This window comes from Gemella haemolysans (assembly GCF_028308085.1).
Taxonomy (GTDB): Bacteria; Bacillota; Bacilli; order Staphylococcales; family Gemellaceae; genus Gemella; species Gemella haemolysans_D.
On the sequence record NZ_JAQMFS010000087.1, the window covers coordinates 1 to 24,418 of the forward strand.

Below are 24,418 nucleotides of genomic sequence, written 5' to 3' on the forward strand. Positions count from 1 at the left end.
CATCTCAACACATTTTACTTTAAACTCATAACTATAACGCATAAAAAATACCCCTTTCACTGGTTTGTCCAGTAAAAGGGGTACATATCAAAATCATGATTTTTGAGTCACTCCCATCATATGATGGTATTTTATGATGTAGAGATAGAAACTTATCAGTCAAAAGAGATACAAACATTTTTAGGCAATGAGAAAAATGATTTTGCCGGTATTTACTGGATGGATATAAGTGAATTAAATATTACTAATGCATCACTACTTCTTCTAAAATTAAAACAGGAAATATTGAATGATAGTAATATATTAGAAAAAATAGAATATAAATCTTGGAGCATATTATAAAAGTACCGACTCGAAAGTTAGAGAAAAAATCTAACTACTACGGAGTCGGTATATTTTGTAATTAAAAAATAAATTTTTACATACATCTTCTATAATACAGATGTATATATAAATTTCAAGTTGGTAGTATAACATGTATTTATTTAAAGTATGTAAAAAAGTGTTTGAAAGTCTTATTTTATAGGTTTTTAGTGTGTAGATATAATAGGATTAACTATAATTAATAGATATTTTTTTTATAATTAATAAAATATTGTTATATGTGTAAATGTATACATTGTTATAGTTTATGAGATTATGTAAATTGATAACTGTTTTCAATTATACATAAATTAAATAAATAAAAAGTCTAAAAAAAATTAGAATGAAAATCCTTTCTTACTAACATTCTGTATAGAAAACGTAATATTTATATAAAAAAAATTGAATATATATTGTTTTTTTAATAAAAATAAACCTTTACAAAAAGTTATGTGCTGTTATACAATAAATGTAGTAGAAGTTTGGAACTACTGCTTGTAAACAAATTTTAAAGAAAGGAGGAAAATGGAATGTTAGAGTTTAATGTTGAAAAAATCAATATCCCACTTAAACAACACGTTGGTGGTCCTTGTCAACCAATTGTAAATGTTGGTGATCATGTTAAACGTGGTCAACTAGTTGCAACCCCCAATGGGCTAGGGGCAAATATTCACACTAGTTTATCAGGTGTAGTAGAAGAAATTAACGATATGGAAATTGTTGTTAAATTGGATAAAGAACAAACTGATGACTATGTTAGATTAGAGAAAACTGATGATAAACTTCAAAAAATTAAAGATGCTGGTATCGTTGGAGTTGGTGGAGCTGGATTCCCAACTGGAATTAAGTTATCTGCACAAATTCCTGGAGGATATGTTATTGCCAATGCAGCAGAATGTGAACCAATCTTAGGTCACAACGTAAGATTCATGGAAGAACATCCAGAAGTTTTAGTTAGAGGTTTAAAATACATAGTCGAATTAACTGGTGCAAAAGAAGGATATATTGCTATTAAAACAAAATATCGTAAAGCATTACTAGCATTAGGAAAAGCATGTAAAGATGAACCTAATATTAGTATTAAAATTTTGCCTAATATGTATCCTGCTGGTGATGAAAGAGTTATCGTAAGAGAAACACTTGGAGTAATCTTAAAACCAGGTCAATTGCCACTAGAAGCAAATGCAATTATTTCAAACGTGGAAACTATCAAACGTATAGTAGAAGCGATTGAAGAAGATAAACCACTTATTGATAAAGATATTACTGTTGGTGGTCGTGTTCAAAATCCTGGTATTTTCCTAGATGTACCAATTGGATTACCAATAAGCGTATTTATAGATAAAGCTGGTGGTTATATTAATCCACACGGAGAAATAGTGCGTGGTGGTCCATTTACAGGGCGACCTGCATTAGAAACAGACCCAATCAACAAAACGACAGGTGGGTTACTTGTAGCTATGCCATATCCACAAGAAAAAGAAAAAGTAGGAATACTTATTTGTGAATGTGGAGCACAAGAAGAACGCTTGAGACAAATAGCTGATGGAATGGGTGCAGAAGTAGTATCTGTTCAAATGTGTAAACGTATGAAACCTGATAAAAATGGTAGATTGCGTTGTGAATTACCTGGTATTTGTCCAGGACAAGCGGAAAAAGTATTGAAAATGAAAAAAGATGGTGCGAAAGCAGTTATCACTGGTACTTGTCAAGATTGAACTAACACCGTGACAGGTGTAGCTCCTAGGTTAGGAGTAAAAGTTTATCATAGTACCGATCATGTGCTTCGTGCCACTGACCATCATTTATACAGAAGCTATAAAAGCTTAGAATTACATAATAATAAATAATTAGTTGGAGGTTAGAAGTAATGTCAATTACAGTAGAAACTGCAAAAGAGCACTTAAATGATAAAGCGGTATTTTGTTGCAGAGCTGAGGAAGGTATCGTAATTAGTCCAGAAAACTTAGAAGATCCAGGATTATTCGACGATCTAGTAGATTCAGGATTATTATCATTCCCAGACGATGCATTAACAATCGGACAAGTATTAGGAGCTAAATTATTAAAAACAACAGACGCTCTAATACCTATTACACCAGGTATCATTGATGCCGTACAAGGTGGAGAAGAAAAAGCAGAAGAAAAAGAAGAAGTAGTAGAGGCTCCAGTAGCTGAAGTTAGCGCACCAGTTGCGCCTGTTGCTCCGGTTACGCCGGTAGCTCAAGTACAAGCTCCAGCGGGAGTATTAAAACTACAAATCGGAAAAGGTGAAAACATTAACCTTGAAATTCCATTAGCAGCTATCGGTGGACAAGCAGCTCCAGTAGCACAAGCTCCAGTTCAAGCAGTGGAAGCTAAAGCTGTTGAAGCAGCAAAAGTAGAAGCAGTAGCAGCTAAAGAGGAAGAAAAACACGAAGGAGAACCTAAATTTATCCGTTCTCTACACACTAAACACTACAAAATTGATAAAGTAGAATTTGGTGAAAAAACAGAAATTAAAGGAACTACTTTAGTTTTAAGAACAGCAGAAGATTTATGTAAAGAAGCTGCTGAATCAGAAGCTTTAGTAGAAAGTGTTAAATTAGAAATTATCACTCCTGATAAATACGATACTTACAGTGAAACAATCATGGACGTTCAACCAATCGCTGTTAAAGAAGAAGGAGATCTTGGTCACGGTATTACTCGTGAACTTAAAGGTGTAGTAATGGTTCTTACAGGAACTGATGCTAACGGAGTTCAAATCGGGGAATTTGGTTCTTCTGAAGGTGAATTAGAACGTAACATTATGTGGGGTCGTCCAGGAGCTCCAGATAAAGGTGAAATCTTCATTAAAGGTCAAGTTACAATTAAAGCAGGAGCTAACATGGAACGTCCAGGACCATTAGCAGCTCACAAAGCATTCGACCACATTACAGAAGAAATTCGTAAAGCTCTTAAAGAATTAGACGATGAAAGCCTAGTAGTTGGAAACATCAATATTGAACAATATCGTCACCCAGGAAACAAAAAAGTATTAATCGTTAAAGAAATCATGGGACAAGGTGCTATGCACGATAACTTAATTTTACCAGTAGAACCAGTTGGTACACTTGGTGCTAAACCAAACGTTGACCTTGGTAACCTACCAGTAATGCTTGCACCAACAGAAATCTTAGACGGTGGTATCCACGCATTAACTTGTATTGGACCAGCTTCTAAAGAAACTTCTCGTCACTACTATCGTGAACCATTAGTACTTGAAGCAATGGCTGATGAAGAAATTGACTTAGTAGGGGTATTATTAGTTGGATCACCTCAAGCTAACTCAGAAAAATTCTATGTATCTAAACGTGTAGGTATGACTATCGAAGCAATGGATATCGATGGTGCTATCGTAACAACTGAAGGATTTGGTAACAACCATATCGACTTCGCTTCTCACATTGAAGAAATCGGTAAACGTGGAGTATCAGTAGTTGGTATGACTTACTCAGCAGTACAAGGTGCTCTTGTAGTAGGTAACGAATACATGAAAGCTATGGTTGATAACAACAAATCTAAACAAGGTATTGAAAACGAAATTCTTTCAAACAATACATTATGTAAAGAAGATGCTATCCGTGCTTTAGCAATGCTTAAAACACAAATGGGTGGCGGAACAATTAAAAAAGCTGAAAGAAAATGGAATCCTAACGTTAAATTAAATAACGTAGAAGTTATTGAAAAAACTACAGGACAAAAAGTAGAATTACTTGATAACGAACAAGTATTACCAAAATCTAAAAAACGTCAAGAAATCTACGAAAAAGAAGATTAATTTTTAAAGAGGATAGGAAATAAGTTATGATTGAAAAATTAAAATATGCATCTACAGAAAGAGTGTTCGAAGGGATTATAGTTGATCATAACGACGCCAGCGTTACGATAGACATTAAAGGACGCTTAGGGCAATTTAAAATTCCTATGAGAATGTTAATTTCTGATTATCCAGTAAAAATCGGCCAAGAGGTAGCATTTTTACTGAGTTATCCAGAAGTTATTAGCGAAGAACCTGACGAACATTATGTAAATGCAATATTAAACACAAAAAAATTACAAGAAGAAGTAAAAAACAGACTAAATGAAGAATAGTAGGAAGGAGAAATTAGAATGTCATTAACGATATTTGAAGGTCTACAATCAGAAATTTTTGTACCTATTACACCAAAACCAGTTTGGGCTCCAGTAACTAAAGAGTTAAAAGATATGAAAGTAGCATTAGCTACAGCAGCAGGAGTTCACTTAAAAACAGATAAAAGATTTAACTTAGCAGGGGATACTACATTCCGTGAAATCCCAGATACTGCTCACAGTACAGATCTTATGGTATCACACGGTGGATATGATAACGCTGATGCAAACAGAGACATCAACTGTATGTTCCCAATCGATAGATTACACGAACTTGCAAAAGAAGGATTTATCGGTAGCGTAGCAGAATTCCACTATGGTTTCATGGGTGGTGGTGGAGACCAAGAGGCTTTCACAAACTCTACAGGACCAGAAATTGCTAAAAAATTAAAAGAAGAAAATGTTGATGCAGTTATTTTAACTGCTGGTTGAGGTACTTGCCACAGAACTGCCGTGATCGTGCAGAGAGCAATTGAGGAAGCAGGTATTCCAACAATCTTAATAGCAGCACTACCTCCAGTAGTGCGTCAAAACGGTACTCCTAGAGCTGTTGCACCACTTGTACCAATGGGAGCAAACGCAGGAGAACCAGGAAACGTTGAGCAACAAACACAAATTCTAAAAGCAACATTAGAGCAACTAATTAAAATACCAAGTTCAGGTAAAATAGTTCCTCTTCCATTTGAGTATATTGCTCACGTGTAGGAGAAATATCAGAAGAGGGACGGGTGTCCCTCTTCTTTTTTAACGAAATATCTGTACTAGTAAACAACTTACACGCTGTATTAATACAGTAAATAAAATAGTAAGGGATTGATAGTTATGTCAAAAGAGAGATTGCAAATAAAAGCATTTCACATAAAAAATGTTGTTTTAGGGAAAAAAGTTAAAATTGAAAATAATGAACTTATTATTCCAACAGAGATTGAATATGATAAAAATATATTTGAAAGTGTAGAGGTGAAAGTAATAAAACCTCGAGAACATGACTTTTATGTAAATACTATAATGGATATAGTTCCTATATCTACAAAGGTTTTAGGAAGACTTGGTGAAGGGATTACGCATACTTTAACAGGGGTTTACATGTTACTAACAGGTGCGAATACTAAAGGAGAACAAATGCATGAATTTGGTTCTTCAGAAGGTATTTTAAAGGAGCAACTTGTGCTGAATAAAGCAGGTTCCCCAGCTGATAATGATTATTTAATACATATTGATGTTATTATTAAACCAGATATGGATTTCGATAGGGCTTTAGCATTTTCTATTTTTGAATTATCAGATGTATATTTACAAAATATAAGAGAAGTGATGAAAGTTCTTAGCGGACGTGATGCTGATGAAGTTCACGAATTTTATAATCCAAAAAATCCTGGAAAACCTAAAGTAGCTTTAGTTAAAGAAGTTGCAGGACAAGGGATGATGTATGATAATCAGTTATTCCCAATGGAACCTAGTGGAATAGATAAAGGTATTTCTATTATAGATATGAACAATATGCCAGTGCTACTAACAGCTAATGAATATCGTGATGGTGCGATAAGAGCAATGGTATAGAAAGAGGTGTTATTATGGGTATCGGACCATCTACAAAAGAAACAAGCTTACACCACTTTAGAGATCCATTATTAGATGTACTAGCAAGTGATCCAGATATTGATTTTCAAGGAGTAGTTGTAGTGGGAACTCCACAGGATAATCGATTAAAACATTTAGTAGGATGGCGAGCTGCAACATGGTTAGAAGCAATGAGAACTGATGGAGCTATTATCTCAGCGGATGGTTGGGGAAATAGTGATGTTGATTATGCTAATACTATGTTTGAAATAGGAGAGCGTGGAATTTCTATCGTAGGACTAAAATTTATGGGTAAACATAAATTTGTAGTTGAAAATCAATATACGAAGTTCGTTTTAGATTTTAATAAATCTGAAGACGGTGTAGAAACAGAAATAGTTTGTCAAAATAATGTTGATTATACTGATGCCAGAAAGGCATTAGCATTATTAAAACTTAAAATGAGACAAGATGCAAATAACAAATAACAACAAAGGCAATAATTAAGGAGTGAATTATTATGAAACTAAATAAAATGATTTCAGTTATAGATACACATACAGCAGGGGAAGCTGCTCGTTTAGTTACAGCAGGAATTCCAAAAATTCCTGGTAAAGATATGGTAGAGAAAAAACAATACTTTATCGAACACCTTGATGATGTAAGAAAATCAGTAATGTTTGAACCGCGTGGTCACCAAGATATGTTTGGAGCATTCTTATTACCACCAACAAAAGAAGAAGCTGATTTTGGATTAGTATTTATGGATACTGGTGGTTACTTAAACATGTGTGGACACAACACTATTGCAGCAGTTACAGCAGCCGTAGAAACAGGTATGGTAGATGTTGAAGAAGGTGCAACTGAAAAAGAAGTTGTTGTAGAAACACCTGCTGGGTTAATTTATGCAACTGCTAAATTAAAAGACAATGGAGCTAAAGTAAAAGAAGTTTCATTTAGAAACGTTGAGTCATTCTTATATAAACGCGATGTAGAACTTGATGTAGAAGGAGTAGGACACGTTAAATTTGATATCTCATTTGGTGGAAGTTTCTTCTGTATTATTTCTGCAGACCAACTTGGTTTAGAAGTTAAACCAGAAAATGCTTCTAAATTAAAAGAAGCTGGATTAAAAATTCGTGATGCAATTAATGCTAACATTGAAATCCAACACCCAACATTAGCTCACATTAAAACTGTAGACTTAGTTGAAATTTATGACAAACCATCTCACCCAGAAGCTACATTTAAAAATGTTGTAGTATTTGGTGATGGAAACATTGACCGTTCACCTTGTGGAACTGGTACTTCAGCTAAATTAGCTACATTATATGCAAAAGGTGAGTTAAAACCAGGTGAACCTTTTGTTTACGAAAGTATTTTAGGTACATTATTCAAAGGTAGAATCGTTGAAGAACGTAAATTAGCTGACTTTGATGCTATTATCCCAGAAATTACAGGTTCTGGTTACATCTTAGGATTCAGTAACTATGTTTATGATCCAGATGATTCACTTACATACGGATTCTTATTAGGATAGGAGTGTAGAAAATATGAATTTATTAACGGTATTATTAATTATTATAGGAGCTGGAGGGATATTCTTCCTTGCATCTCTAGTGGTAGACCTTGTAAAACACAAAAATGACTTAGGTAAAGAAAACCCAATTCTTGGATTCTTCATCGGATTAATAACTGACTTCTTCGATACATTAGGTATCGGAAGTTTCGCGCCAACAACATTATTTTTCAAACTTACTAAATTCTTAGATACTGACAAAAAAATTCCAGGTACACTAAACGTTGCTCATACAATTCCGGTTATTCTGGAAGCAGTATTATTCTTAACAGGGGTTAAAGTTGAAGGTATTACTTTATTCTCAATGATTGCTGCAGCTATTGCAGGTGCATTAGTAGGTGCAAGAATAGTAAATAAACTTCCTGAGAAAAAAATCCAACTTGTTATGGGTGTGTGTTTAATCGTAACAGCATTCTTAATGGCTTCTGGTCAACTTGGTTGGTTAAAAGCTCTTGGAGCTGGTAACGAAGCTGTTGGATTAACAGGAATCAAACTTATTATCGGTATTGTAGGGAACTTCATCCTTGGAGCACTTATGATGGCTGGTGTAGGATTATATGCGCCATGTATGGCTATGGTTTACATGTTAGGACTTAGCCCATTAGTAGCATTCCCAATTATGATGGGATCTTGTGCAGGACTTATGGCTATCGGTTCACCAGAATTCATTAAAGCTGGTAACTATTCAAGAATTGGTTCTGTAGCTATCACAATCGGTGGTGTAATTGGGGTAACAATTGCTTATACATTAGTTAAGAGCATGCCACTTGCAGTACTAACATGGGTAATCATCGGTGTAGTTATCGTAACTGGTATCTCTATGATTAGACAAGGTACTAAAAAAGTAGCTTAATATAAAAGTAAAAAGCGAGGTTTGGGAAATCAAACTTCGCTTTTTGTGTTTCAGAAATTTTTATTTTTTATGACTTTCACTAACTAAATTTTGTTTTTTCATTGATAAAATAGCAGAATAGCAGAAGACTGCAACTGCCACCCAAATTATTGAGAAAGATATTAATTTTTGAACGCTTAATTCTTCTCCATAAACAAAAATTCCAATGAAAAATTGCATTGTAGGTGGTAAATATTGTAAAATTCCCAGCATATATAGAGGGATATCCGTTGCTCCTTTAGCGAATAACATTAGAGGTACTGCAGTAACGACACCAGATAATAATAGATAAATTAGTGTATCTGTTCCAAAAGTATGGAATGTTACAGAATTATTTGATGCTAGATAGCCCATGTAGATTATTGCTATTGGAGATACTATTGCAGTTTCAATTAATAGACTAGCTTTAGGACTAAGAATAATTTTCTTTTTACATAGACTATAAAGTCCAAATGTTAATGCAAGCATGATAGATATCCAAGGTAAAGAGCCTAGTGAGATAAATAAGTACAATAGTGAACCTCCAACAAAGAGGCAAGCTATAGTTTGTGTACGAGTTAATTTCTCTTTTAAAAATACCACAGCTAAGATGATTGTAACAATTGGATTTAAGTAGTATCCAAAGCTTGCTTCTAATACGTGGTTAGTATTTACCGCGATTATATATGTTAGCCAGTTTCCAGTAATTAAAAATGAAGCTAGAACTAATAGCAAAAAACTTTTTTTGTTATCCCAGATTTTTTTTATTTCTTCAAAAATAGTTTTCTTATTTTTAGCAATTCCTACTACTAAAATCATAAAAATAAATGAACACAGAATTCGCATTGCTAAAACTTCATATGCACCTATGCTTTTTAGTAGTTTAAAATATATGGGGAAGAGTCCCCAGGAAAAGTAACAAATAAGAATAGCTACTAAACTTTTTTGAGTATTATTCATAATATTCCTCCTTTATAAAATAAATTTACTTACTTTGTAGTAAATTAAGTATAACGAAAATAGCAATATTTTTCAATGGAAATTTTCAGTTGTTTGAAAAATATTCAAATTATTTTCATATTTATATATTTTAGTGTATATTTAGACAAATTATATATATTACAATTGCAACATTATAATTCATTAACTTTATAAAAATAGTATATCAAAAAAATAAATATATTTTTTATATTTTAAAATATAAAAGCTTAAAAAATACATTTTCTTAAAAATTAATTATATTTTATGTAAATCTTTATGCTAAGATATTTTAGAGAACCAATTATAGCACTTAAGAAAACGTTTTAATTTATTTGAGAAATAGTATAAAATAAAAATATAAGGAAATATACTGTAAGAGTAGTATGGGAGAGGACGCAAGACACCGAAGGTACAAGTTAATATTTGGCAAATATTAATGAAATTCTCAGGTAAAAAGACCATACTAGGACAGAACTCTGAAGCAAGACAACAGGGAGAAAGCTAACTTTCTTTCTGTTTTTATTTTTTAGGAGGAACAACATGAAACTAATAACTAACAATCCAAAGTTTATTGAGGAAAACTTAAAAGATATAGAAATTGAGTATTTAGATGTGAGTTATATAGATATCTTAAGAAAGGTAAGAGACTATGTTCATGAAAACTGGGAGATAGTAACACATCCTCTTTATGGTAGTGTGAAACCAAATGAAACAATTTATAGAACGATTGTCATAAAAGAAAAAAATTCTTTGGATATAACGTCGGTTAATTTAATCTCAGATGCGATATTAACATTTAAAAAATTTAGAAATAATAGAGAAGTGCCTCAGTGGACTGATAGAGTAAAAGATGATTTTAGTGTAATTGATCATGATTTAATAATAAACGCGATAAATAGAATTTTATAAAAAATAACTAAAGGAGAATAATTATGAGTAGACATTATGATGTAATTATTATAGGTTCAGGACCAGCTGGATTATCTGCTGCTTTGTATGCTTCACGTGCAAAATTAAGTACCTTGGTTCTTGAAAAATCTAAAAATGGGGGGCAAGCTGCGATTACGCACTTAATTGAAAATTATCCTGGAGCGGTGGAAGATCCAACAGGACCTCGTGTAACAGCAAGAATGGTTGAGCAGGCTAAGAGTTTCGGAGCTGAAATAAAACAAGATGAAGTTCTTAATGTTGAACTTGAAGGAGATGAAAAAGTAGTTACATGTGTAAGTGGTGATTATACTGCTAAAACAGTAATTATTGCAACAGGAGCGTCTCCAAGGAAGTTAGATGCACCAGGAATTAAAGAGTTAGAAAGTAAAGGTATTTCTTACTGTGCAACTTGTGATGGTGACTTTTTCGAAGGGCTTGATGTTTATGTAGTTGGTGGAGCTAATAGTGCTGTAGAAGAAGCTTTATTCTTAACTAAATTTGCTCGTAAAGTAACAATTGTATACCGAAGAGAAAATGTTCGTTGTGAAAAAGTTACTGCAGAAAAAGCTAAAAACAATCCAAAAATTGAAATTTTAGGAAATACTGTAGTTACAGAAGCAATCGGAGATGGAATATTAGAAGCTATTAGATTGAAAAATTTAATAACTGGTGAAGAATATGTAATTGAAGCTGACGAAGAAGATGGAACAATGGGATTATTCTTCTTTATCGGATACATTCCTCAAACAAAACTATTTGAAGGAAAAGTTGAAATGACAGAAGATGGGTACATTAAAGCAGGAGAAGACACTAGAACAAATGTAGATGGTGTATTCGTAGCTGGTGACTGTCGTGTTAAAGATATCCGCCAAGTAGTTACTGCGGTATCTGATGGAGCTGTTGCAGCGATTCGCGCTGAAAAATATATTGCTGAGAAATTTGAATAAAATTTAAAAATAAAATAACAAAAGGAGAAAAAGAAAATGTTAGAACTTAATAAAGAAAACTTTGAACAAGAAGTATTGGAAGCAGAAGGATATGTGTTTGTAGACTTCTGGAGCCAAGGTTGTGAACCATGTAAAGCTCTTATGCCTGATGTCCACAAATTGGCAGAAACATATGGAGATAAAATCAAATTTACATCTCTAGATACAACAAAAGCAAGAAGACTTGCTATTAAACAAAAAGTTTTAGGGTTACCAACATTAGCGATATATAAAGATGGTAGCAAAGTCGAAGAAGTAACTAAAGACGATGCAACTATTCCTAATATTGAAGCTATGATTAAAAAATATTATTAAAATTAACTCAAAGGGAGGTATTAGGTATGCATCTTGAATTAGGAAAGATTCATATTAAAGATATACAATTTGCTGCAGAATCAAAAATTGAGGCAAATGTATTATATGTAAATAAAGAAGAGCTTGTAAAAGCTGTTTTTGAGGATGATGCAATTGAATCTGTTGATTTAGAAATTGCTCGTCCTGGTGAAAGTGTTCGTATTACTCCAGTTAAGGATGTAATTGAACCTCGTGTAAAAATTGAAGGACGTGGTGGAATATTCCCTGGTATACTTTCAAAAGTAGATACTGTAGGAGAAGGACGAACTATCGCCCTTAAAGGTATGGCTGTTGTAACTACTGGTAAAATAGTAGGATTCCAAGAAGGTATCATCGATATGACTGGAGTTGGAGCTGAATATACTCCATTTTCAAAAACTAATAATTTAATCGTTATCGCTGAACCAAAAGAAGGAATTAAACAACACGAACATGAAAAAGCAGTTCGTTATATTGGGTTTAAAGCAGCTCGCTACATTGCAGAATTAGCTCGTACTTTAGAACCTGAAGAAGTAGAAGTTTATGAAACAAAACCGCTATTAGAACAAATTGCTGAATATCCAGATCTTCCAAAAGTAGGATATGTATACATGCTTCAAACTCAAGGACTATTACATGATACTTATGTATACGGTGTTGATGCAAAACAAATAGTACCAACTATCCTATATCCAACAGAAATCATGGATGGTGCTATTGTAAGTGGTAACTGTGTATCGGCATGTGATAAAAACCCAACTTATGTACACTTAAACAATGGAGTTATTGAAGACCTATATAAAAAACATGGTAAAGAAATTAACTTCTTAGGTGTAATAATTACTAATGAAAATGTTTATTTAATGGATAAAGAACGTTCATCTAACTGGACCGCAAAACTTTGCCGTTACTTAAACTTAGATGCGGTAATCGTATCTCAAGAAGGATTTGGTAATCCAGATACTGACTTAATAATGAATTGTAAAAAAATTGAAGCGGAACAAGTTAAAACAGTTATTGTGACAGATGAATATGCAGGACGTGATGGAGCCAGCCAAAGTTTAGCTGATGCTGACGTAGCTGCTAATGCTGTAGTTACAGGTGGAAATGCTAACCAAGTAGTAGTATTACCAAAACTAGATAAAATTATAGGACACATCGATGTAGTGAACGTAATTGCTGGTGGTAACCAAGACTCATTAAGAGAAGATGGTACTATTGAAGTAGAAATCCAAGCTATTACAGGTGCTACTAACGAAACAGGATTTGGTTACTTAAGTGCCAAAACTTTCTAATTAAACAAAATAATAAATGTTATAGATTTGAACAAGGAGGAATAAGATAATGGTAAATCTTATTAATAAAAAAGTAGTTATCATTGGTGACCGTGATGGGATTCCAGGATTAGCTATAGAAGAATGTGTAAAACCAATTGAGGGATTAGAAGTAGTATTTTCATCTACTGAGTGTTTTGTCTGAACGGCTGCAGGGGCTATGGACTTAGAAAACCAAAAACGTATTAAAGAAGCTGCCGAAAAATTCGGTAACGAAAACGTTGTGGTTTTACTAGGTGCTGCAGAAGCCGAAGCTGCTGGTCTAGCAGCTGAAACTGTAACAGTGGGAGATCCAACATTCGCAGGACCACTTGCTGGAGTAGAACTTAATCTAGCTGTATATCACATTGTAGAAGAAGAAATTAAATCACAAATAGATGAAGCAATCTATGAAGATCAAGTAGGAATGATGGAAATGGTATTAGATGTAGATGAAATCGCAAGTGAAATGAAAGATGTTCGTGGAGAGTAGTTTATTGTCTGAATAACAATATAGGGGGAAATTAAAATGTCTAAAATAAGAGTAGTACATTATATAAACCAATTCTTCGCCGGAGTAGGTGGAGAAGAAAAAGCCCACATTGCACCAGAATTAAGAACTGAATTACCACCTATTAGTGTTCAGTTACAAGGCAAGTTGGGAGAAGAATTCGAAGTAGTAGCTACAGTAGTTTGTGGAGATAGCTACTTCAATGAAAATTTAGAAAAAGTTCAAGTAGAACTTATTGATATGATTAAAGGATATGATCCTCAACTATTTATCGCAGGGCCAGCTTTTAATGCAGGACGTTATGGAGTTGCAGCAGGTACTATTACTAAAGCAGTTCAAGATAAACTTCATATTCCAGCGGTAACAGCTATGTATGTAGAAAACCCTGGTACAGATATGTTTAGAAAAGAAGTTTATATTCTTGAAACATCTGATAGTGCTGCAGGTATGAGAAAAGCTTTACCTAAATTAGCTAAATTCGCAGCAAAATTAGCTAAAGGAGAAGAAATCTTATCTCCAAAAGAAGAAGGATACCATGAAAGAGGAGTTCGTGTAAACTTCTTTAGTGAAAAACGTGGTTCTGAACGTGCGGTTGAAATGCTTGTTAAGAAAATTAAAGGTGAAGAATTTGAAACAGAATATCCAATGCCTAACTTCGATAGAGTAGAACCAAATCCAGCGGTTAAAGATTTAACTAAAGCGAAAATCGCTTTAGTAACTTCAGGAGGAATCGTGCCAAAAGGCAATCCAGATCATATTGAATCATCTTCAGCTTCTAAATATGGGGAATACTCATTAGAAGGATTCAACGATTTAACTGCCGAAACTCATGAAACAGCTCACGGTGGATATGATCCAGTGTATGCAAATGAAGATTCAGATAGAGTATTACCAGTTGATGTAATGAGAGATTTTGTCAAAGAAGGTAAAATTGGAAGTTTACATGAAAAATTCTATACAACTGTGGGTAATGGTACAGCCGTTGCTAGTGCAGTAGGATTTGCAAAAGAATATGCACAAAAATTAGTAGCTGATGGAGTAGATGCTGTAATCTTAACTTCTACTTGAGGTACTTGTACTCGTTGCGGTGCAACGATGGTAAAAGAAATAGAGAGAGCGGGTATACCTGTGGTTCACATGTGTACAGTAGTACCGATTTCTTTAACAGTAGGAGCGAACAGAATCGTACCTACTATAGCAATTCCTCACCCATTAGGAAATCCTAAATTAGATGCGGATGAAGAGAAAAAACTAAGAAGAGGTCTTGTAGAAAAAGCATTACATGCTTTAACTGTTGAAGTAGATAGTCAAACAGTATTCGAATAAAAAATAAAGAAAGGGGAGCTGAGGGTAGGTATCTTACCCTCAGCACACAATAGCTATGAATTATCCAGTATTTAAGGGAGCAGGATACATTCTTGTTCACACACCAGATATGATAGTAAGAAATGGATCTACTTGCTCAATAGAAAGAGTAACGAATCCAGATTCTGAGTTTTTAAAAGAAGTATCGAATCATATTCGTTCATATGAAGAAGTAGTTAACTACTTACCTAACCAAGTGTATATCGGAAACAAAACTCCTGATGAGTTAAAAGCATATCCAATGCCTTGGTATGATATTAAAGACGAGCAAGGTCAACGTCACGGAAAATTTGGACAAATCGTTCCTCAAGATGAGTTCTTAGCTTTGATGAAAATCTGTGATGCTTTTGATTTAGTAAAACTATCAGAAGAGTTTGTAGCCAGTGTTCGTCCGAAAATAGAGGAAAACTTCAAAGAGCTAGCTCCTTTATTCGATAAATTAGAAGGAACTGATATAAACGATAAAGAAGATGATTTTGAAGCATTGGTTCACGAAGGAAAAGTAGTAGGTTATGTTAAAAAAGCTCATGATGTCGATGTGAACTTGAATGCTCATGTTATATTTGAAAATCTAGTAGTTAAAGCTTCTGGAGTTATTTCAGCTTTAGAATTGCTTCGTAGTTATAAAATAAATCCAGAAGATATTGATTATGTAGTTGAATGTTCTGAAGAAGCGTGTGGAGATATTAACCAACGTGGTGGTGGTAACTTCGCTAAATCTATAGCTGAGGTTGTAGGATTGGTTAATGCTACTGGTTCTGACCTTAGAGGTTTCTGTGCAGCACCAACTCATGCTTTAATAAGTGCATCAGCGTTAGTAAAATCTGGTGTTTACAAAAATGTTTTAGTGGTTGCGGGTGGAGCCAGTGCTAAACTTGGAATGAATGGTAAAGATCACGTTAAAAAAGGTCTACCAGTTCTTGAAGATGTACTAGGTGGATTTGCTGTTCTTATCGGTGAAAATGATGGAGTAAATCCAATAATAAGAACTGATTTAGTAGGAAAACATAATGTAGGAACAGGATCTTCACCACAGGCTGTAATGGGAGCTTTAGTAGCTAATCCATTAGATAAAGCTAACCTAAAAATTACAGATGTTGATGTATTTTCTGTAGAAATGCAAAATCCAGATATTACTAAATCTGCAGGAGCAGGAAATGTTCCTGAGGCTAACTACAAAATGATTGCAGCTTTAGCAGCGATGCGCGGAGATATTGAGAAAAAAGAATTAAAATCATTCATCGAAGCTAAAGGATTACCTGGATGGGCTCCAACTCAAGGACATATTCCTTCAGGTGTGCCATATGTAGGATTTTTAATTGATGATCTTACAAAAGGCGATAAAAACCGTGCCATGATAGTAGGTAAAGGAAGTTTATTCCTAGGAAGAATGACTAACTTATTCGATGGAGTATCTATTGTAATTGAAAGAAATAGTGGAGCTGTAGAAGGAGAAACTGCAGGAATTTCTAAAGACGAAATAAGAAAAATTATAGCAGAATCAATGAGAAAAATTTCCCAAGAAATGCTAGAAGAATAGGGGTGATACTATGAGTAAAAAAATTATATCAGAAGTATTGCTAGAAGTAGCTAATGCTATAGAAACAGGAAACTTTGGCAAAAAATTAAAAGTTGGTTTAACAACTTTGGGTAGTGAACATGGCTTTGAAAATTTAGTTCAAGGTGCAATATTAGCTAAAAATCCTATATTCGATATAGTTTTAATAGGTGAAGGACATAAGGACTTCGAATCATATGAAGCAAAAGATGAAGAAGAAGCTCATAAAATAATGGAAGACCTATTAGATAGAGGGGAAATAGCATCTTGTGTTACAATGCACTATAACTTTCCTATTGGAGTTTCTACAGTAGGTAGGGTTATTACACCTGCTAGGGGGCGTGAAATGCTTCTTGCAACAACTACAGGTACTTCTGCTACTAATAGAGTAGAAGCTATGGTGAGAAATACATTATACGGTATTGCAACTGCGAAATCACTAGGAATAGAAAATCCTACAGTAGGAATTGCAAACGTAGAAGGTGCAAGACAAGTTGAAAAAATATTATTAGACCTAAAAGGTAATGGGTACAATTTTGAATTTGCAACATCACAAAGAGCAGATGGTGGATCGGTAATGAGAGGGAATGATTTATTGATGGCTACACCGGATGTTATGGTTGTTGATTCATTAACTGGAAACTTGTTTATGAAGGTATTTTCTGCATTTAATACAGGTGGAGATTATGAGGCTAGTGGCTATGGTTATGGTCCAGGTGTTGGTGAAGATTATGACAGAAGAATATTAATCTTGTCAAGAGCATCAGGGTCACCAGTTGTAGCAAACGCATTGAAATATGCTTATGAGATAGCTAAAGGTAAAGTTAATGAAATAGCTAAACTAGAATACAAAAAAGCAAATAATGCCAAATTAGGGGAAATAATTTCAAAATTAAAAGTTAAAAAAGAAGGGTCAAATACTGAGGAAGTAAAAGTACCTGAGAAAGAAGTAGTAACTTCACAAATATCAGGAGTAGACATATTGGATCTTGAAGATGCTACGAAATTATTATGGAAACATGGTATCTATGCAGAAAGTGGAATGGGATGCACAGGACCAATAGTTCTAGTAAATTCTTCTAAAAAACCAAATGCAAAAGAAATTCTAAAAGAAGCAGGATATATTTCTTAAAATATAAAAAAGGGTAAAATTATTATTAATTAAACATTAGAAATAAGAATATAATATAAGTTAAATATTAATTTAAGTGGGAATAACTTTTAAATGATGTTTATTAGAGAGATTAGGGTTGTTAAATAATTATAATATTAGTAAATATAGTTTTGGATAGTTTATTGATACTAAAATAGAGTATTACTAACTCTCTAGAGAGCTATGTGAAGTAATTTAGTGATTGAACAATTATAAGTTCATGATGTTCTAGTTTCTTTAATATGGGAAAGGTTATTCCTACTTTTTAGTTTATTGAAGTATGAGTTTAAAGAAGAGATGAAAAAGTAATTTGAGTGAATAATGGGAGGGGAGATTGATGAGGATTTTTAGAAAAAAAACATTGGAAACAATACTTCATGGAAGTGATAAAAAAACTTTGAAGCCTACTATGAGAACTTTTGACTTAGTGTTATTAGGAGTAGGATCTGTAATTGGTTCAGGGATTCTTGTTCTTACAGGAGAAGCGTCTTCTAAGGCTGGTCCATCTGTAGTGTTTTCGTTTTTAATTGCGGGATTAGCCTGCGGTCTAACTGCCTTATGTTATGCGGAACTATCATCGACAATACCATCAAGCGGTAGCGTTTATACGTATAGCTATATGACCTTAGGTGAAGTAGTAGCACACTTGATGGGATGGCTTCTTGGAGGAAGTTATATAATCGCAGGGGCAGCAATTGCGAATGGTTGGTCCAGCTATTTTAAAAATTTATTAGAAGGCTTTGGGGTCAAAATACCTAGAGAATTTACTAGTTTGCCTTCTGAGGGTGGCTATGGAAATATCTTGGCTATAGTCGTTGTTTTACTGATTATGTTAGTGCTATTTAGAGGGACGAGTAGCAGTAAGCTAGTTAATAATTTTATGGTGTCTATTAAAATTATAGTAATTATTCTATTTGTTCTGGTGGGAGTCTTTTATGTGAAGCCTAATAACTGGACTGATAGCTTCGCTCCGCAAGGTTTATCAGGAGTTATGATAGGAGCCACAACAGTGTTCTTCGCTTATCTTGGATTCGATACTATTTCAACTTCAGCAGAAGAAGCTATAAATCCACAAAAATCATTGCCGAGATCTATTATAATAACGTTGCTAATCTGCACAGCTTTTTATATTGTTGTTTGTCTAATTTTAACAGGTATGGTTCCATATTCACAATTAGGAAAAGGAGATGCACTTGCGTATGTATTGGAAGTAGTTGGGCAAGGTAAAATTGCAGGAATAGTTTCCTTAGGAGCTGTATTAGGACTTTTAGCAGGACCATTAGCTACTATGTATGCTTCAATTAGAATATTATACACTATGAGTAGGGATGGGTTATTACCGAAAAAACTAAGTGAATTGAATAAGAATGATGTACCAGGTTCAACGACAATAGGAGCAGGTATATTAATGGCTGTGTTAACAGGATTTTTACCGCTAGGTCAACTAGCTGATCTTGCTAATGTAGCATGGATTATAGCATTTGCGTTGGTTAGCTATTCAACTATCATAATTAGGAAACAATATCCTAATGCCAAACGTGGTTTTACTATGCCAGGGATGCCATATTTACCGATTATCTCTATACTACTATTTGTAATATTATTATATGGTATACAGTTATCGACATGGTTAATATTCGGTAGTTGGATTTTAATTGGTTTAGTGATTTACTTTAGTTATTCTATGAAACATAGTTTAGAAAAATAGGTTATATGAACAAAATAAACCTCTAATATAGGATTTTTACCTAATATTAGAGGTTTATTCTTATAGAAATTGTGAATCATCTTCTATAATTTCTTTAACCTTTTGCATTTGATTGTCTAACTTGGCACTTATTTCAGCACAGAGTAGTAGGCGTCGTTCGATTTCTTTCTCTTTTTCCTCACTAAGATTTTTCTTGTATCGAAGTTTGTGTTCTAAACTTGCCCAGAAATCCATAGCTATAGTTCTAAATTGAACTTCGACAGCAACATGTTCAACTTTATCAGACAAGAAAATAGGTACTTTTACAATAAGGTGGTAGCTTCTATATCCATTTTCTTTGTAATTCTTAATGTAGTCTTTTTCAGCTATTACAGTTAAATCGTCCTGTTGTTTCAAGGCATCTACAAGCTTATATACATCGTTTTTAAATGAACATATAACACGGACACCAGCAACATCATAAATATTGTTTTTTATTGTGTCTATGTCAAAGGGTAAATTTAACCTTTTTAGTTTATTCATTAAACTAATTGGTGTTTTTAATCTAGTAGAGACTGATTCGATAGGATTACTCTCACCATGTAATGAAAATTCTTTGTCGAATACATTAAGTTTTGTTTCAATCTCAAGCATAGCACATTCATAGTGCATAAATAATTCAACATAAGGTTCTAGTTCATTTATTAATAATGAGTTGTCATTTTCCATAGAAAATAATTGATCTGTTAATTTCTCTATTTGTGTTTTTTTCATATGTCTTTTCTCACTTTATTCTTTAATACAATTTTATCATAAATTATATGATTAAAACATAGTTTAAGTAATAAAATAATAATTTTTTTGGTTATAGGAGAACTTTTTAAGTGTCATTTTTATTTATTATTATGTTAAGGATAAAGAATCTGTATCATAAATAGAAATGAAAAGAAAATGGTACAGAAATTTATGTAAACTATGATAATTGCCGATATTATAGGATTTCAAAGATATCTTTTTGAAAACAGTAAGGCTATAAAAATTCACAATTGACCTCAAAGGCTACGCTATAGGATTTCTAGATTTCCGGGAAATATTAACCGTAGACAGAGGAAATATTTTGAGATAAGATAGTATTATAATGTTTTTATTAAATTAAGATTATATAGGAATGAGGGATAACATGCGTAATAATAATTTATATTCATACACACAAGCGAAGGTAGATAGTTTAACAAATAATTTATTAGTTATAAAAAGAGATGGTAGAATAGTTAAATTTGATGCTGAAAAAATTTATAAAGCGATAGAAAAAGCGATTCATTCTGTATTTGGAAAAAATCATAGCGTTAATATTGATGGAATTGTTGATAATGTTATTATTGAAATAGGGAACAGATTTAAAGATAATATTAAAATTTATGAACTTCAAAATATTGTTGAACATACGCTACTTACTTTGGGAGAAGAAGCAATATATGAAGAGTATGTTAGCTATAGAAGTATGAGAGATATTGAACGTGAACGTAGTCTTGATATTAATGTAGCTATTGAAAAACTAGTTAATCGTGATGAAAATGTAGTTAATGAGAATGCCAATAAAGACAGTTTAGTATTTAATACTCATAGAGATTTAACAAGTGGTATTGTGGCAAAAGCGATAGGTCTTAAAATGTTACCAAAACATGTAGCTAATGCTCACCAAAAAGGAGATATTCACTACCATGATTTAGATTATTCTCCGTATCAACCTTTAACAAACTGTTGTTTAATCGATTTTAAAGAAATGCTGACAAAAGGATTTAAAATAGGAAATGCAGATGTAGATAGTCCTAAAAGTATTCAAACAGCAACAGCTCAAATGGCTCAAATTATTGCTAATGTGGCATCAAGTCAATACGGCGGATGTAGTGCTGATAGAATAGATGAGGTGCTTGCTCCTTTTGCTAAATTAAATTATGAGAAAAATTTAAAAATGGCTCAAGAGTGGATTGATGACGAAGAAAAACAAAAAGCTTTTGCAGATAAAAAAACGAAAAAAGATATTTTCGATGCTATGCAGTCCTTAGAATATGAAATAAATACTTTATATTCATCACAAGGGCAAACACCATTTACATCTCTAGGTTTTGGCTTAGGTGAGGGATATTTTGAAAAAGAAATACAAAAAGCAATTCTGCAAGTTAGAATAGATGGGTTAGGAAAAGAAAAAAGAACAGCTATTTTTCCTAAGTTAATTTTTGTTATTAAAGATGGTTTGAACTTAAAACCAACAGATCCAAACTATGATGTAAAAGAACTTGCATTAGCATGTGCAACTCAAAGAATGTATCCAGATGTTTTGATGTATGATACAATTACGAAGATAACAGGAAGCTGTAAAACTCCTATGGGATGTAGATCATTTTTACCTGCGTGGAGAAATGAACAAGGAGAGCTTGTAGAAAGTGGGCGTATGAACCTTGGCGTAGTAACTTTAAATCTTCCTAGAATAGCACTAGAATCTAAGGGTAGTAAAGAAGAATTCTGGGAAATCTTTAAAGAAAGATTAGCTATTTGTAAAGATGCACTAGATTACAGAGCAAAACGTTGTGGTGAAGCAAAACCTCAAAATGCACCTATCCTTTATATGCATGGAGCATTTGGGAAACGACTTAAACCTGAAGATAGGGTGAAACAACTATTTGATAATAAACGTTCTACACTATCATTAGGGTATATTGGATTATATGAGGTTGCAAGTGTATTTTATGGTGGTGACTGGGAGAAAAATCCTGAAGCGAAGGAATTTACATTAGACATTATGCGTTATATGAAAGAATGCGTTGATAAGTGGACTGAAGAAGGGGATTATTGGTATAGTATTTATTCAACACCTAGTGAATCTCTAACTGATAGATTCTGTCGTATGGATACTGAGAAATTTGGTATAGTTGAAAACATAACTGATAAAGAATACTATACTAATTCATATCACTACGATGTTAGAAAGAATCCGACTCCATTTGAAAAACTAGATTTTGAAAAAGATTATCCTTATTACGCTAGTGGTGGATTTATCCATTACTGTGAATATCCGGTGCTAAAACAAAATCCTAAGGCACTAGAAGCGGTTTGGGATTTTGCATATGATAAAGTGGGATATCTTGGAACAAATACACCTATTGATCGTTGCTATAAATGTGGTTATGAGGGAGAATTTGAACCAACTAAAAAAGGTTTCAAATGTCCTGAGTGTGGAAATAGAGATCCGAAAAGTTGCGATGTAGTAAAAAGAACATGTGGATACCTAGGGAATCCACAAGCTCGTCCGATGATTAAAGGTCGTCATAAGGAAATTGTAGCAAGGGTTAAACACTTAAAATAAAAGTAATTATTGATAGGGAGTGACTCAAAAATCGTGATTTCTAGAAACAAGATTTTGTCGAGTCACCCCCGGACAGTTTATTAGATATCTAAAAAGCTTTTATAAAGCGTATTTAGATATCAATAAACCACTGCGTCTATGAGTTCTAATATGAACTGTTAAATTTTAGGATTTTTTGGTCAGGTTCTATAATTTTAAAAGTTTAAAGAAAATAAAAACCTAAATCTACAAAAATAAAAACCTTTAAATTCTTTACATTATTTGATTTTTTTGATAAAATCAATACTGATAAGAAATTAGGAGGAATTCAAACATGGGTAAAATTTTTAAGGGTGCTTTATTAGGAGCGGTGAGTGCGTTAGGAGCTTATTATTATAAAAATCCTAAAGAACTAGAAAAACACAAAGAATTACTAAAAGAAAATACTAAAAATGGTATTGAGAAATTAACTGCTATTATTAACGAAAAAACTCAAGAATTAGAAGTTCAAGCACAAGAAGAAAAAGATGTTGCTAAAGAAAAATTAGAAGAATTAACAGCAGCTGAAGAAACTGAAAAAGTGAAAGAAAACTTTGTACAACTTGGTGCTAAAGCAGAAGAAGTAAAAGAAGCTGCAGAGCCTGTAGTGGAAAAAGCACAAGAAGTTGCAGAACCAGTAGTAGAAAAAGTACAAGAAGCTGCAGAGCCTGTAGTGGAAAAAGCACAAGAAGTTGCAGAGCCTGTAGTGGAAAAAGCACAAGAAGTTGTAGAACCAGCAGTAGAAAAAGTACAAGAGGTTGCAGAGCCTGCAGTAGAAGCGACACAAGAAGCTTCAGAGCCTGTTGCAGAAAAAGTACAAGATGCGGCTGAAGAAGTGAAAGAATATTTTTCACACGCTACTGAGCCTACTTTTACGAAAGTAAAAGGGTTTACAGAAGAAGCTAAAGAAACAGCAAAAACTCACTATGAAGAAAAAGTAGAACCTACATTTGAACAAATTCACGAAACAGTAGCTCCTGTAATTGAAAAAGCAGAAGAAGTAAAAGAAGAAGCTGAAGAATTTGTTGAAGAAAAACCAAAAACTACTTTAGACTCGATTGTTTCTTTATTCGCATCAAAAGAAGGAAGAAAATAATACAATAATATAAAAATACGAGGACTGAGGATTTATCTCAGGCTCGTATTTTTTATGTTAAGAATAAAAACTAGGTAAATTCATTATTGCTTATCATTCAAAAAGTTAGACGCTATGGTCTAATTTTTTGGTTACGCACAAATTACCTAGTCTTTCTTAATATTATAGTCTATCAGCGATTGCTTTCCTAATTTCTTCAAATTCTGCTGGTTCAACTTTTTGTGGTGGCCATTTAACTTCTAAGTTATCGAAGTTTGTATCTTTATCTTTGTATCTTGGTACAATGTGGAAGTGTAGGTGGAATACACTTTGTCCAGCATATTCTTCATTGTTTTGAAAGATATTAACACCATCGCATCCATATGCGTCTTTCACAGCATTAGCGATTTTTGGAAGAACTCGTCCGATATTAGCTGCTGTTTCTGGATCGCAGTCGAATATATTTCTACTATGTTTTTTAGGTATTACTAATGTATGTCCTTTTGTTATAGGGAATACATCTAAAAAGCTGTATACATATTCATCTTCATAAACTTTGTAACTTGGGATTTCTCCATCAATGATTTTTTCGAAAATAGTTTTTTCCATAATTTTA

At 33.2% G+C, this 24,418-nt stretch carries 23 protein-coding genes and 1 riboswitch; of the genes, 20 read left to right on the plus strand and 3 right to left on the minus strand.

Translation table 11 applies throughout. From position 1 onward, the window contains the following. The first annotated feature begins 120 nt into the window (after positions 1-120). The 9 genes from PNO30_RS06920 (at position 121) to PNO30_RS06960 (ending at position 8,510) form a co-directional block, all read left to right on the plus strand. Positions 121-342 carry a hypothetical protein gene (locus tag PNO30_RS06920; RefSeq protein WP_271987655.1) on the plus strand — a complete coding sequence of 74 codons (222 nt, stop codon included), beginning with the start codon at positions 121-123 and terminating at the stop codon, positions 340-342. 551 nt (positions 343-893) lie between these two features. Further along, positions 894-2,213 (plus strand): proline reductase-associated electron transfer protein PrdC, encoded by a 1,320-nt coding sequence (prdC, locus tag PNO30_RS06925; RefSeq protein WP_334212534.1) that lies wholly within the window; start codon positions 894-896, stop codon positions 2,211-2,213. A gap of 20 nt (positions 2,214-2,233) precedes the next feature. Then, entirely contained in the window at positions 2,234-4,165 is a 1,932-nt protein-coding gene (prdA, locus tag PNO30_RS06930) for a D-proline reductase (dithiol) proprotein PrdA (RefSeq protein WP_271987657.1), read from the plus strand. 26 nt (positions 4,166-4,191) lie between these two features. Further along, positions 4,192-4,479: a CBO2463/CBO2479 domain-containing protein gene (locus PNO30_RS06935; protein ID WP_271987659.1), complete on the plus strand. Its 288-nt coding sequence runs from the start codon at positions 4,192-4,194 to the stop codon at positions 4,477-4,479. Between the two features lie 18 nt (positions 4,480-4,497). Continuing rightward, on the plus strand, positions 4,498-5,223 hold the full coding sequence (prdB, locus tag PNO30_RS06940) for a D-proline reductase (dithiol) protein PrdB (protein WP_271987661.1): 726 nt from the start codon (positions 4,498-4,500) through the stop codon (positions 5,221-5,223). A 117-nt stretch (positions 5,224-5,340) separates the two neighbouring features. Then, entirely contained in the window at positions 5,341-6,078 is a 738-nt protein-coding gene (gene prdD, locus PNO30_RS06945; protein WP_271987663.1) for a proline reductase cluster protein PrdD, read from the plus strand. 14 nt (positions 6,079-6,092) lie between these two features. Further along, positions 6,093-6,566, plus strand: coding sequence for a glycine/sarcosine/betaine reductase component B subunit (locus tag PNO30_RS06950; RefSeq protein WP_271987665.1), 474 nt, complete (start codon positions 6,093-6,095; stop codon positions 6,564-6,566). Between the two features lie 32 nt (positions 6,567-6,598). Beyond that, positions 6,599-7,618, plus strand: a complete 1,020-nt coding sequence (locus tag PNO30_RS06955) for a proline racemase family protein (RefSeq protein ID WP_204641734.1) — start codon at positions 6,599-6,601, stop codon at positions 7,616-7,618. A gap of 13 nt (positions 7,619-7,631) precedes the next feature. Then, on the plus strand, positions 7,632-8,510 hold the full coding sequence (locus PNO30_RS06960) for a sulfite exporter TauE/SafE family protein (protein WP_271987668.1): 879 nt from the start codon (positions 7,632-7,634) through the stop codon (positions 8,508-8,510). A gap of 60 nt (positions 8,511-8,570) precedes the next feature. On the opposite strand, the gene rarD is transcribed toward PNO30_RS06960, so the two are convergent. Next, entirely contained in the window at positions 8,571-9,488 is a 918-nt protein-coding gene (rarD, locus tag PNO30_RS06965; protein WP_271987670.1) for an EamA family transporter RarD, read from the minus strand. Positions 9,489-9,883: 395 nt separating this feature from the next. Beyond that, positions 9,884-9,980, plus strand: a riboswitch (glycine riboswitch). Positions 9,981-10,049: 69 nt separating this feature from the next. On the opposite strand from rarD, the gene PNO30_RS06970 reads away from it, so the two are divergent. From PNO30_RS06970 to PNO30_RS07010, 9 genes are all read left to right on the plus strand, one after another. Further along, positions 10,050-10,418, plus strand: coding sequence for a GrdX family protein (locus PNO30_RS06970; RefSeq protein ID WP_271965797.1), 369 nt, complete (start codon positions 10,050-10,052; stop codon positions 10,416-10,418). A 23-nt stretch (positions 10,419-10,441) separates the two neighbouring features. After that, on the plus strand, positions 10,442-11,386 hold the full coding sequence (trxB, locus tag PNO30_RS06975) for a thioredoxin-disulfide reductase (RefSeq protein ID WP_003147792.1): 945 nt from the start codon (positions 10,442-10,444) through the stop codon (positions 11,384-11,386). A 36-nt stretch (positions 11,387-11,422) separates the two neighbouring features. Then, positions 11,423-11,740, plus strand: a complete 318-nt coding sequence (gene trxA, locus PNO30_RS06980) for a thioredoxin TrxA (protein WP_003147793.1) — start codon at positions 11,423-11,425, stop codon at positions 11,738-11,740. 26 nt (positions 11,741-11,766) lie between these two features. Beyond that, complete coding sequence (locus PNO30_RS06985) at positions 11,767-13,053, plus strand: glycine/sarcosine/betaine reductase component B subunit (protein WP_271987672.1); 1,287 nt, start codon at positions 11,767-11,769, stop codon at positions 13,051-13,053. A 49-nt stretch (positions 13,054-13,102) separates the two neighbouring features. After that, the gene (gene grdA / locus PNO30_RS06990) at positions 13,103-13,564 is read left to right on the plus strand and encodes a glycine/sarcosine/betaine reductase complex selenoprotein A (RefSeq protein ID WP_081459799.1); all 462 of its coding nucleotides are present in this window, start codon (positions 13,103-13,105) and stop codon (positions 13,562-13,564) included. 36 nt (positions 13,565-13,600) lie between these two features. Beyond that, the gene (gene grdB, locus PNO30_RS06995; protein WP_271987674.1) at positions 13,601-14,908 is read left to right on the plus strand and encodes a glycine reductase complex selenoprotein B; all 1,308 of its coding nucleotides are present in this window, start codon (positions 13,601-13,603) and stop codon (positions 14,906-14,908) included. Between the two features lie 55 nt (positions 14,909-14,963). Beyond that, positions 14,964-16,487, plus strand: coding sequence for a glycine/sarcosine/betaine reductase complex component C subunit beta (gene grdC / locus PNO30_RS07000; protein WP_271987676.1), 1,524 nt, complete (start codon positions 14,964-14,966; stop codon positions 16,485-16,487). A 10-nt stretch (positions 16,488-16,497) separates the two neighbouring features. Next, positions 16,498-17,637: a glycine/sarcosine/betaine reductase complex component C subunit alpha gene (gene grdD / locus PNO30_RS07005; protein WP_271987678.1), complete on the plus strand. Its 1,140-nt coding sequence runs from the start codon at positions 16,498-16,500 to the stop codon at positions 17,635-17,637. A 358-nt stretch (positions 17,638-17,995) separates the two neighbouring features. Continuing rightward, entirely contained in the window at positions 17,996-19,366 is a 1,371-nt protein-coding gene (locus tag PNO30_RS07010) for an APC family permease (protein WP_271987680.1), read from the plus strand. Between the two features lie 60 nt (positions 19,367-19,426). On the opposite strand, the gene PNO30_RS07015 is transcribed toward PNO30_RS07010, so the two are convergent. Further along, the gene (locus PNO30_RS07015) at positions 19,427-20,119 is read right to left on the minus strand and encodes a GTP pyrophosphokinase (protein ID WP_271965792.1); all 693 of its coding nucleotides are present in this window, start codon (positions 20,117-20,119) and stop codon (positions 19,427-19,429) included. A 406-nt stretch (positions 20,120-20,525) separates the two neighbouring features. Here PNO30_RS07015 and nrdD point away from each other — a divergent pair, with 406 nt between their 5' ends. Together nrdD and PNO30_RS07025 are read left to right on the plus strand one after the other, a co-directional pair. Beyond that, positions 20,526-22,709, plus strand: coding sequence for an anaerobic ribonucleoside-triphosphate reductase (nrdD, locus tag PNO30_RS07020; RefSeq protein ID WP_271965791.1), 2,184 nt, complete (start codon positions 20,526-20,528; stop codon positions 22,707-22,709). 313 nt (positions 22,710-23,022) lie between these two features. Beyond that, on the plus strand, positions 23,023-23,823 hold the full coding sequence (locus PNO30_RS07025) for a hypothetical protein (protein WP_271965790.1): 801 nt from the start codon (positions 23,023-23,025) through the stop codon (positions 23,821-23,823). A 162-nt stretch (positions 23,824-23,985) separates the two neighbouring features. Here the strand turns inward: PNO30_RS07025 and PNO30_RS07030 are convergent, their stop codons facing one another. Further along, positions 23,986-24,411 carry an HIT family protein gene (locus PNO30_RS07030; protein WP_271965788.1) on the minus strand — a complete coding sequence of 142 codons (426 nt, stop codon included), beginning with the start codon at positions 24,409-24,411 and terminating at the stop codon, positions 23,986-23,988. Positions 24,412-24,418 lie beyond the last annotated feature (7 nt).

What these genes read in the sequence shown, in the direction of transcription:
- PNO30_RS06920 (WP_271987655.1), top strand. Translation starts at nt 121, where the DNA reads ATGATGGTATTTTATGATGTAGAGATAGAAACTTATCAGTCAAAAGAG.
- prdA (WP_271987657.1), top strand. Translation starts at nt 2,234, where the DNA reads ATGTCAATTACAGTAGAAACTGCAAAAGAGCACTTAAATGATAAAGCG.
- PNO30_RS06935 (WP_271987659.1), top strand. Translation starts at nt 4,192, where the DNA reads ATGATTGAAAAATTAAAATATGCATCTACAGAAAGAGTGTTCGAAGGG.
- prdD (WP_271987663.1), top strand. Translation starts at nt 5,341, where the DNA reads ATGTCAAAAGAGAGATTGCAAATAAAAGCATTTCACATAAAAAATGTT.
- PNO30_RS06950 (WP_271987665.1), top strand. Translation starts at nt 6,093, where the DNA reads ATGGGTATCGGACCATCTACAAAAGAAACAAGCTTACACCACTTTAGA.
- PNO30_RS06955 (WP_204641734.1), top strand. Translation starts at nt 6,599, where the DNA reads ATGAAACTAAATAAAATGATTTCAGTTATAGATACACATACAGCAGGG.
- PNO30_RS06960 (WP_271987668.1), top strand. Translation starts at nt 7,632, where the DNA reads ATGAATTTATTAACGGTATTATTAATTATTATAGGAGCTGGAGGGATA.
- rarD (WP_271987670.1), bottom strand. Translation starts at nt 9,488, where the DNA reads ATGAATAATACTCAAAAAAGTTTAGTAGCTATTCTTATTTGTTACTTT.
- PNO30_RS06970 (WP_271965797.1), top strand. Translation starts at nt 10,050, where the DNA reads ATGAAACTAATAACTAACAATCCAAAGTTTATTGAGGAAAACTTAAAA.
- trxB (WP_003147792.1), top strand. Translation starts at nt 10,442, where the DNA reads ATGAGTAGACATTATGATGTAATTATTATAGGTTCAGGACCAGCTGGA.
- trxA (WP_003147793.1), top strand. Translation starts at nt 11,423, where the DNA reads ATGTTAGAACTTAATAAAGAAAACTTTGAACAAGAAGTATTGGAAGCA.
- PNO30_RS06985 (WP_271987672.1), top strand. Translation starts at nt 11,767, where the DNA reads ATGCATCTTGAATTAGGAAAGATTCATATTAAAGATATACAATTTGCT.
- grdC (WP_271987676.1), top strand. Translation starts at nt 14,964, where the DNA reads ATGAATTATCCAGTATTTAAGGGAGCAGGATACATTCTTGTTCACACA.
- grdD (WP_271987678.1), top strand. Translation starts at nt 16,498, where the DNA reads ATGAGTAAAAAAATTATATCAGAAGTATTGCTAGAAGTAGCTAATGCT.
- PNO30_RS07010 (WP_271987680.1), top strand. Translation starts at nt 17,996, where the DNA reads ATGAGGATTTTTAGAAAAAAAACATTGGAAACAATACTTCATGGAAGT.
- PNO30_RS07015 (WP_271965792.1), bottom strand. Translation starts at nt 20,119, where the DNA reads ATGAAAAAAACACAAATAGAGAAATTAACAGATCAATTATTTTCTATG.
- nrdD (WP_271965791.1), top strand. Translation starts at nt 20,526, where the DNA reads ATGCGTAATAATAATTTATATTCATACACACAAGCGAAGGTAGATAGT.
- PNO30_RS07025 (WP_271965790.1), top strand. Translation starts at nt 23,023, where the DNA reads ATGGGTAAAATTTTTAAGGGTGCTTTATTAGGAGCGGTGAGTGCGTTA.
- PNO30_RS07030 (WP_271965788.1), bottom strand. Translation starts at nt 24,411, where the DNA reads ATGGAAAAAACTATTTTCGAAAAAATCATTGATGGAGAAATCCCAAGT.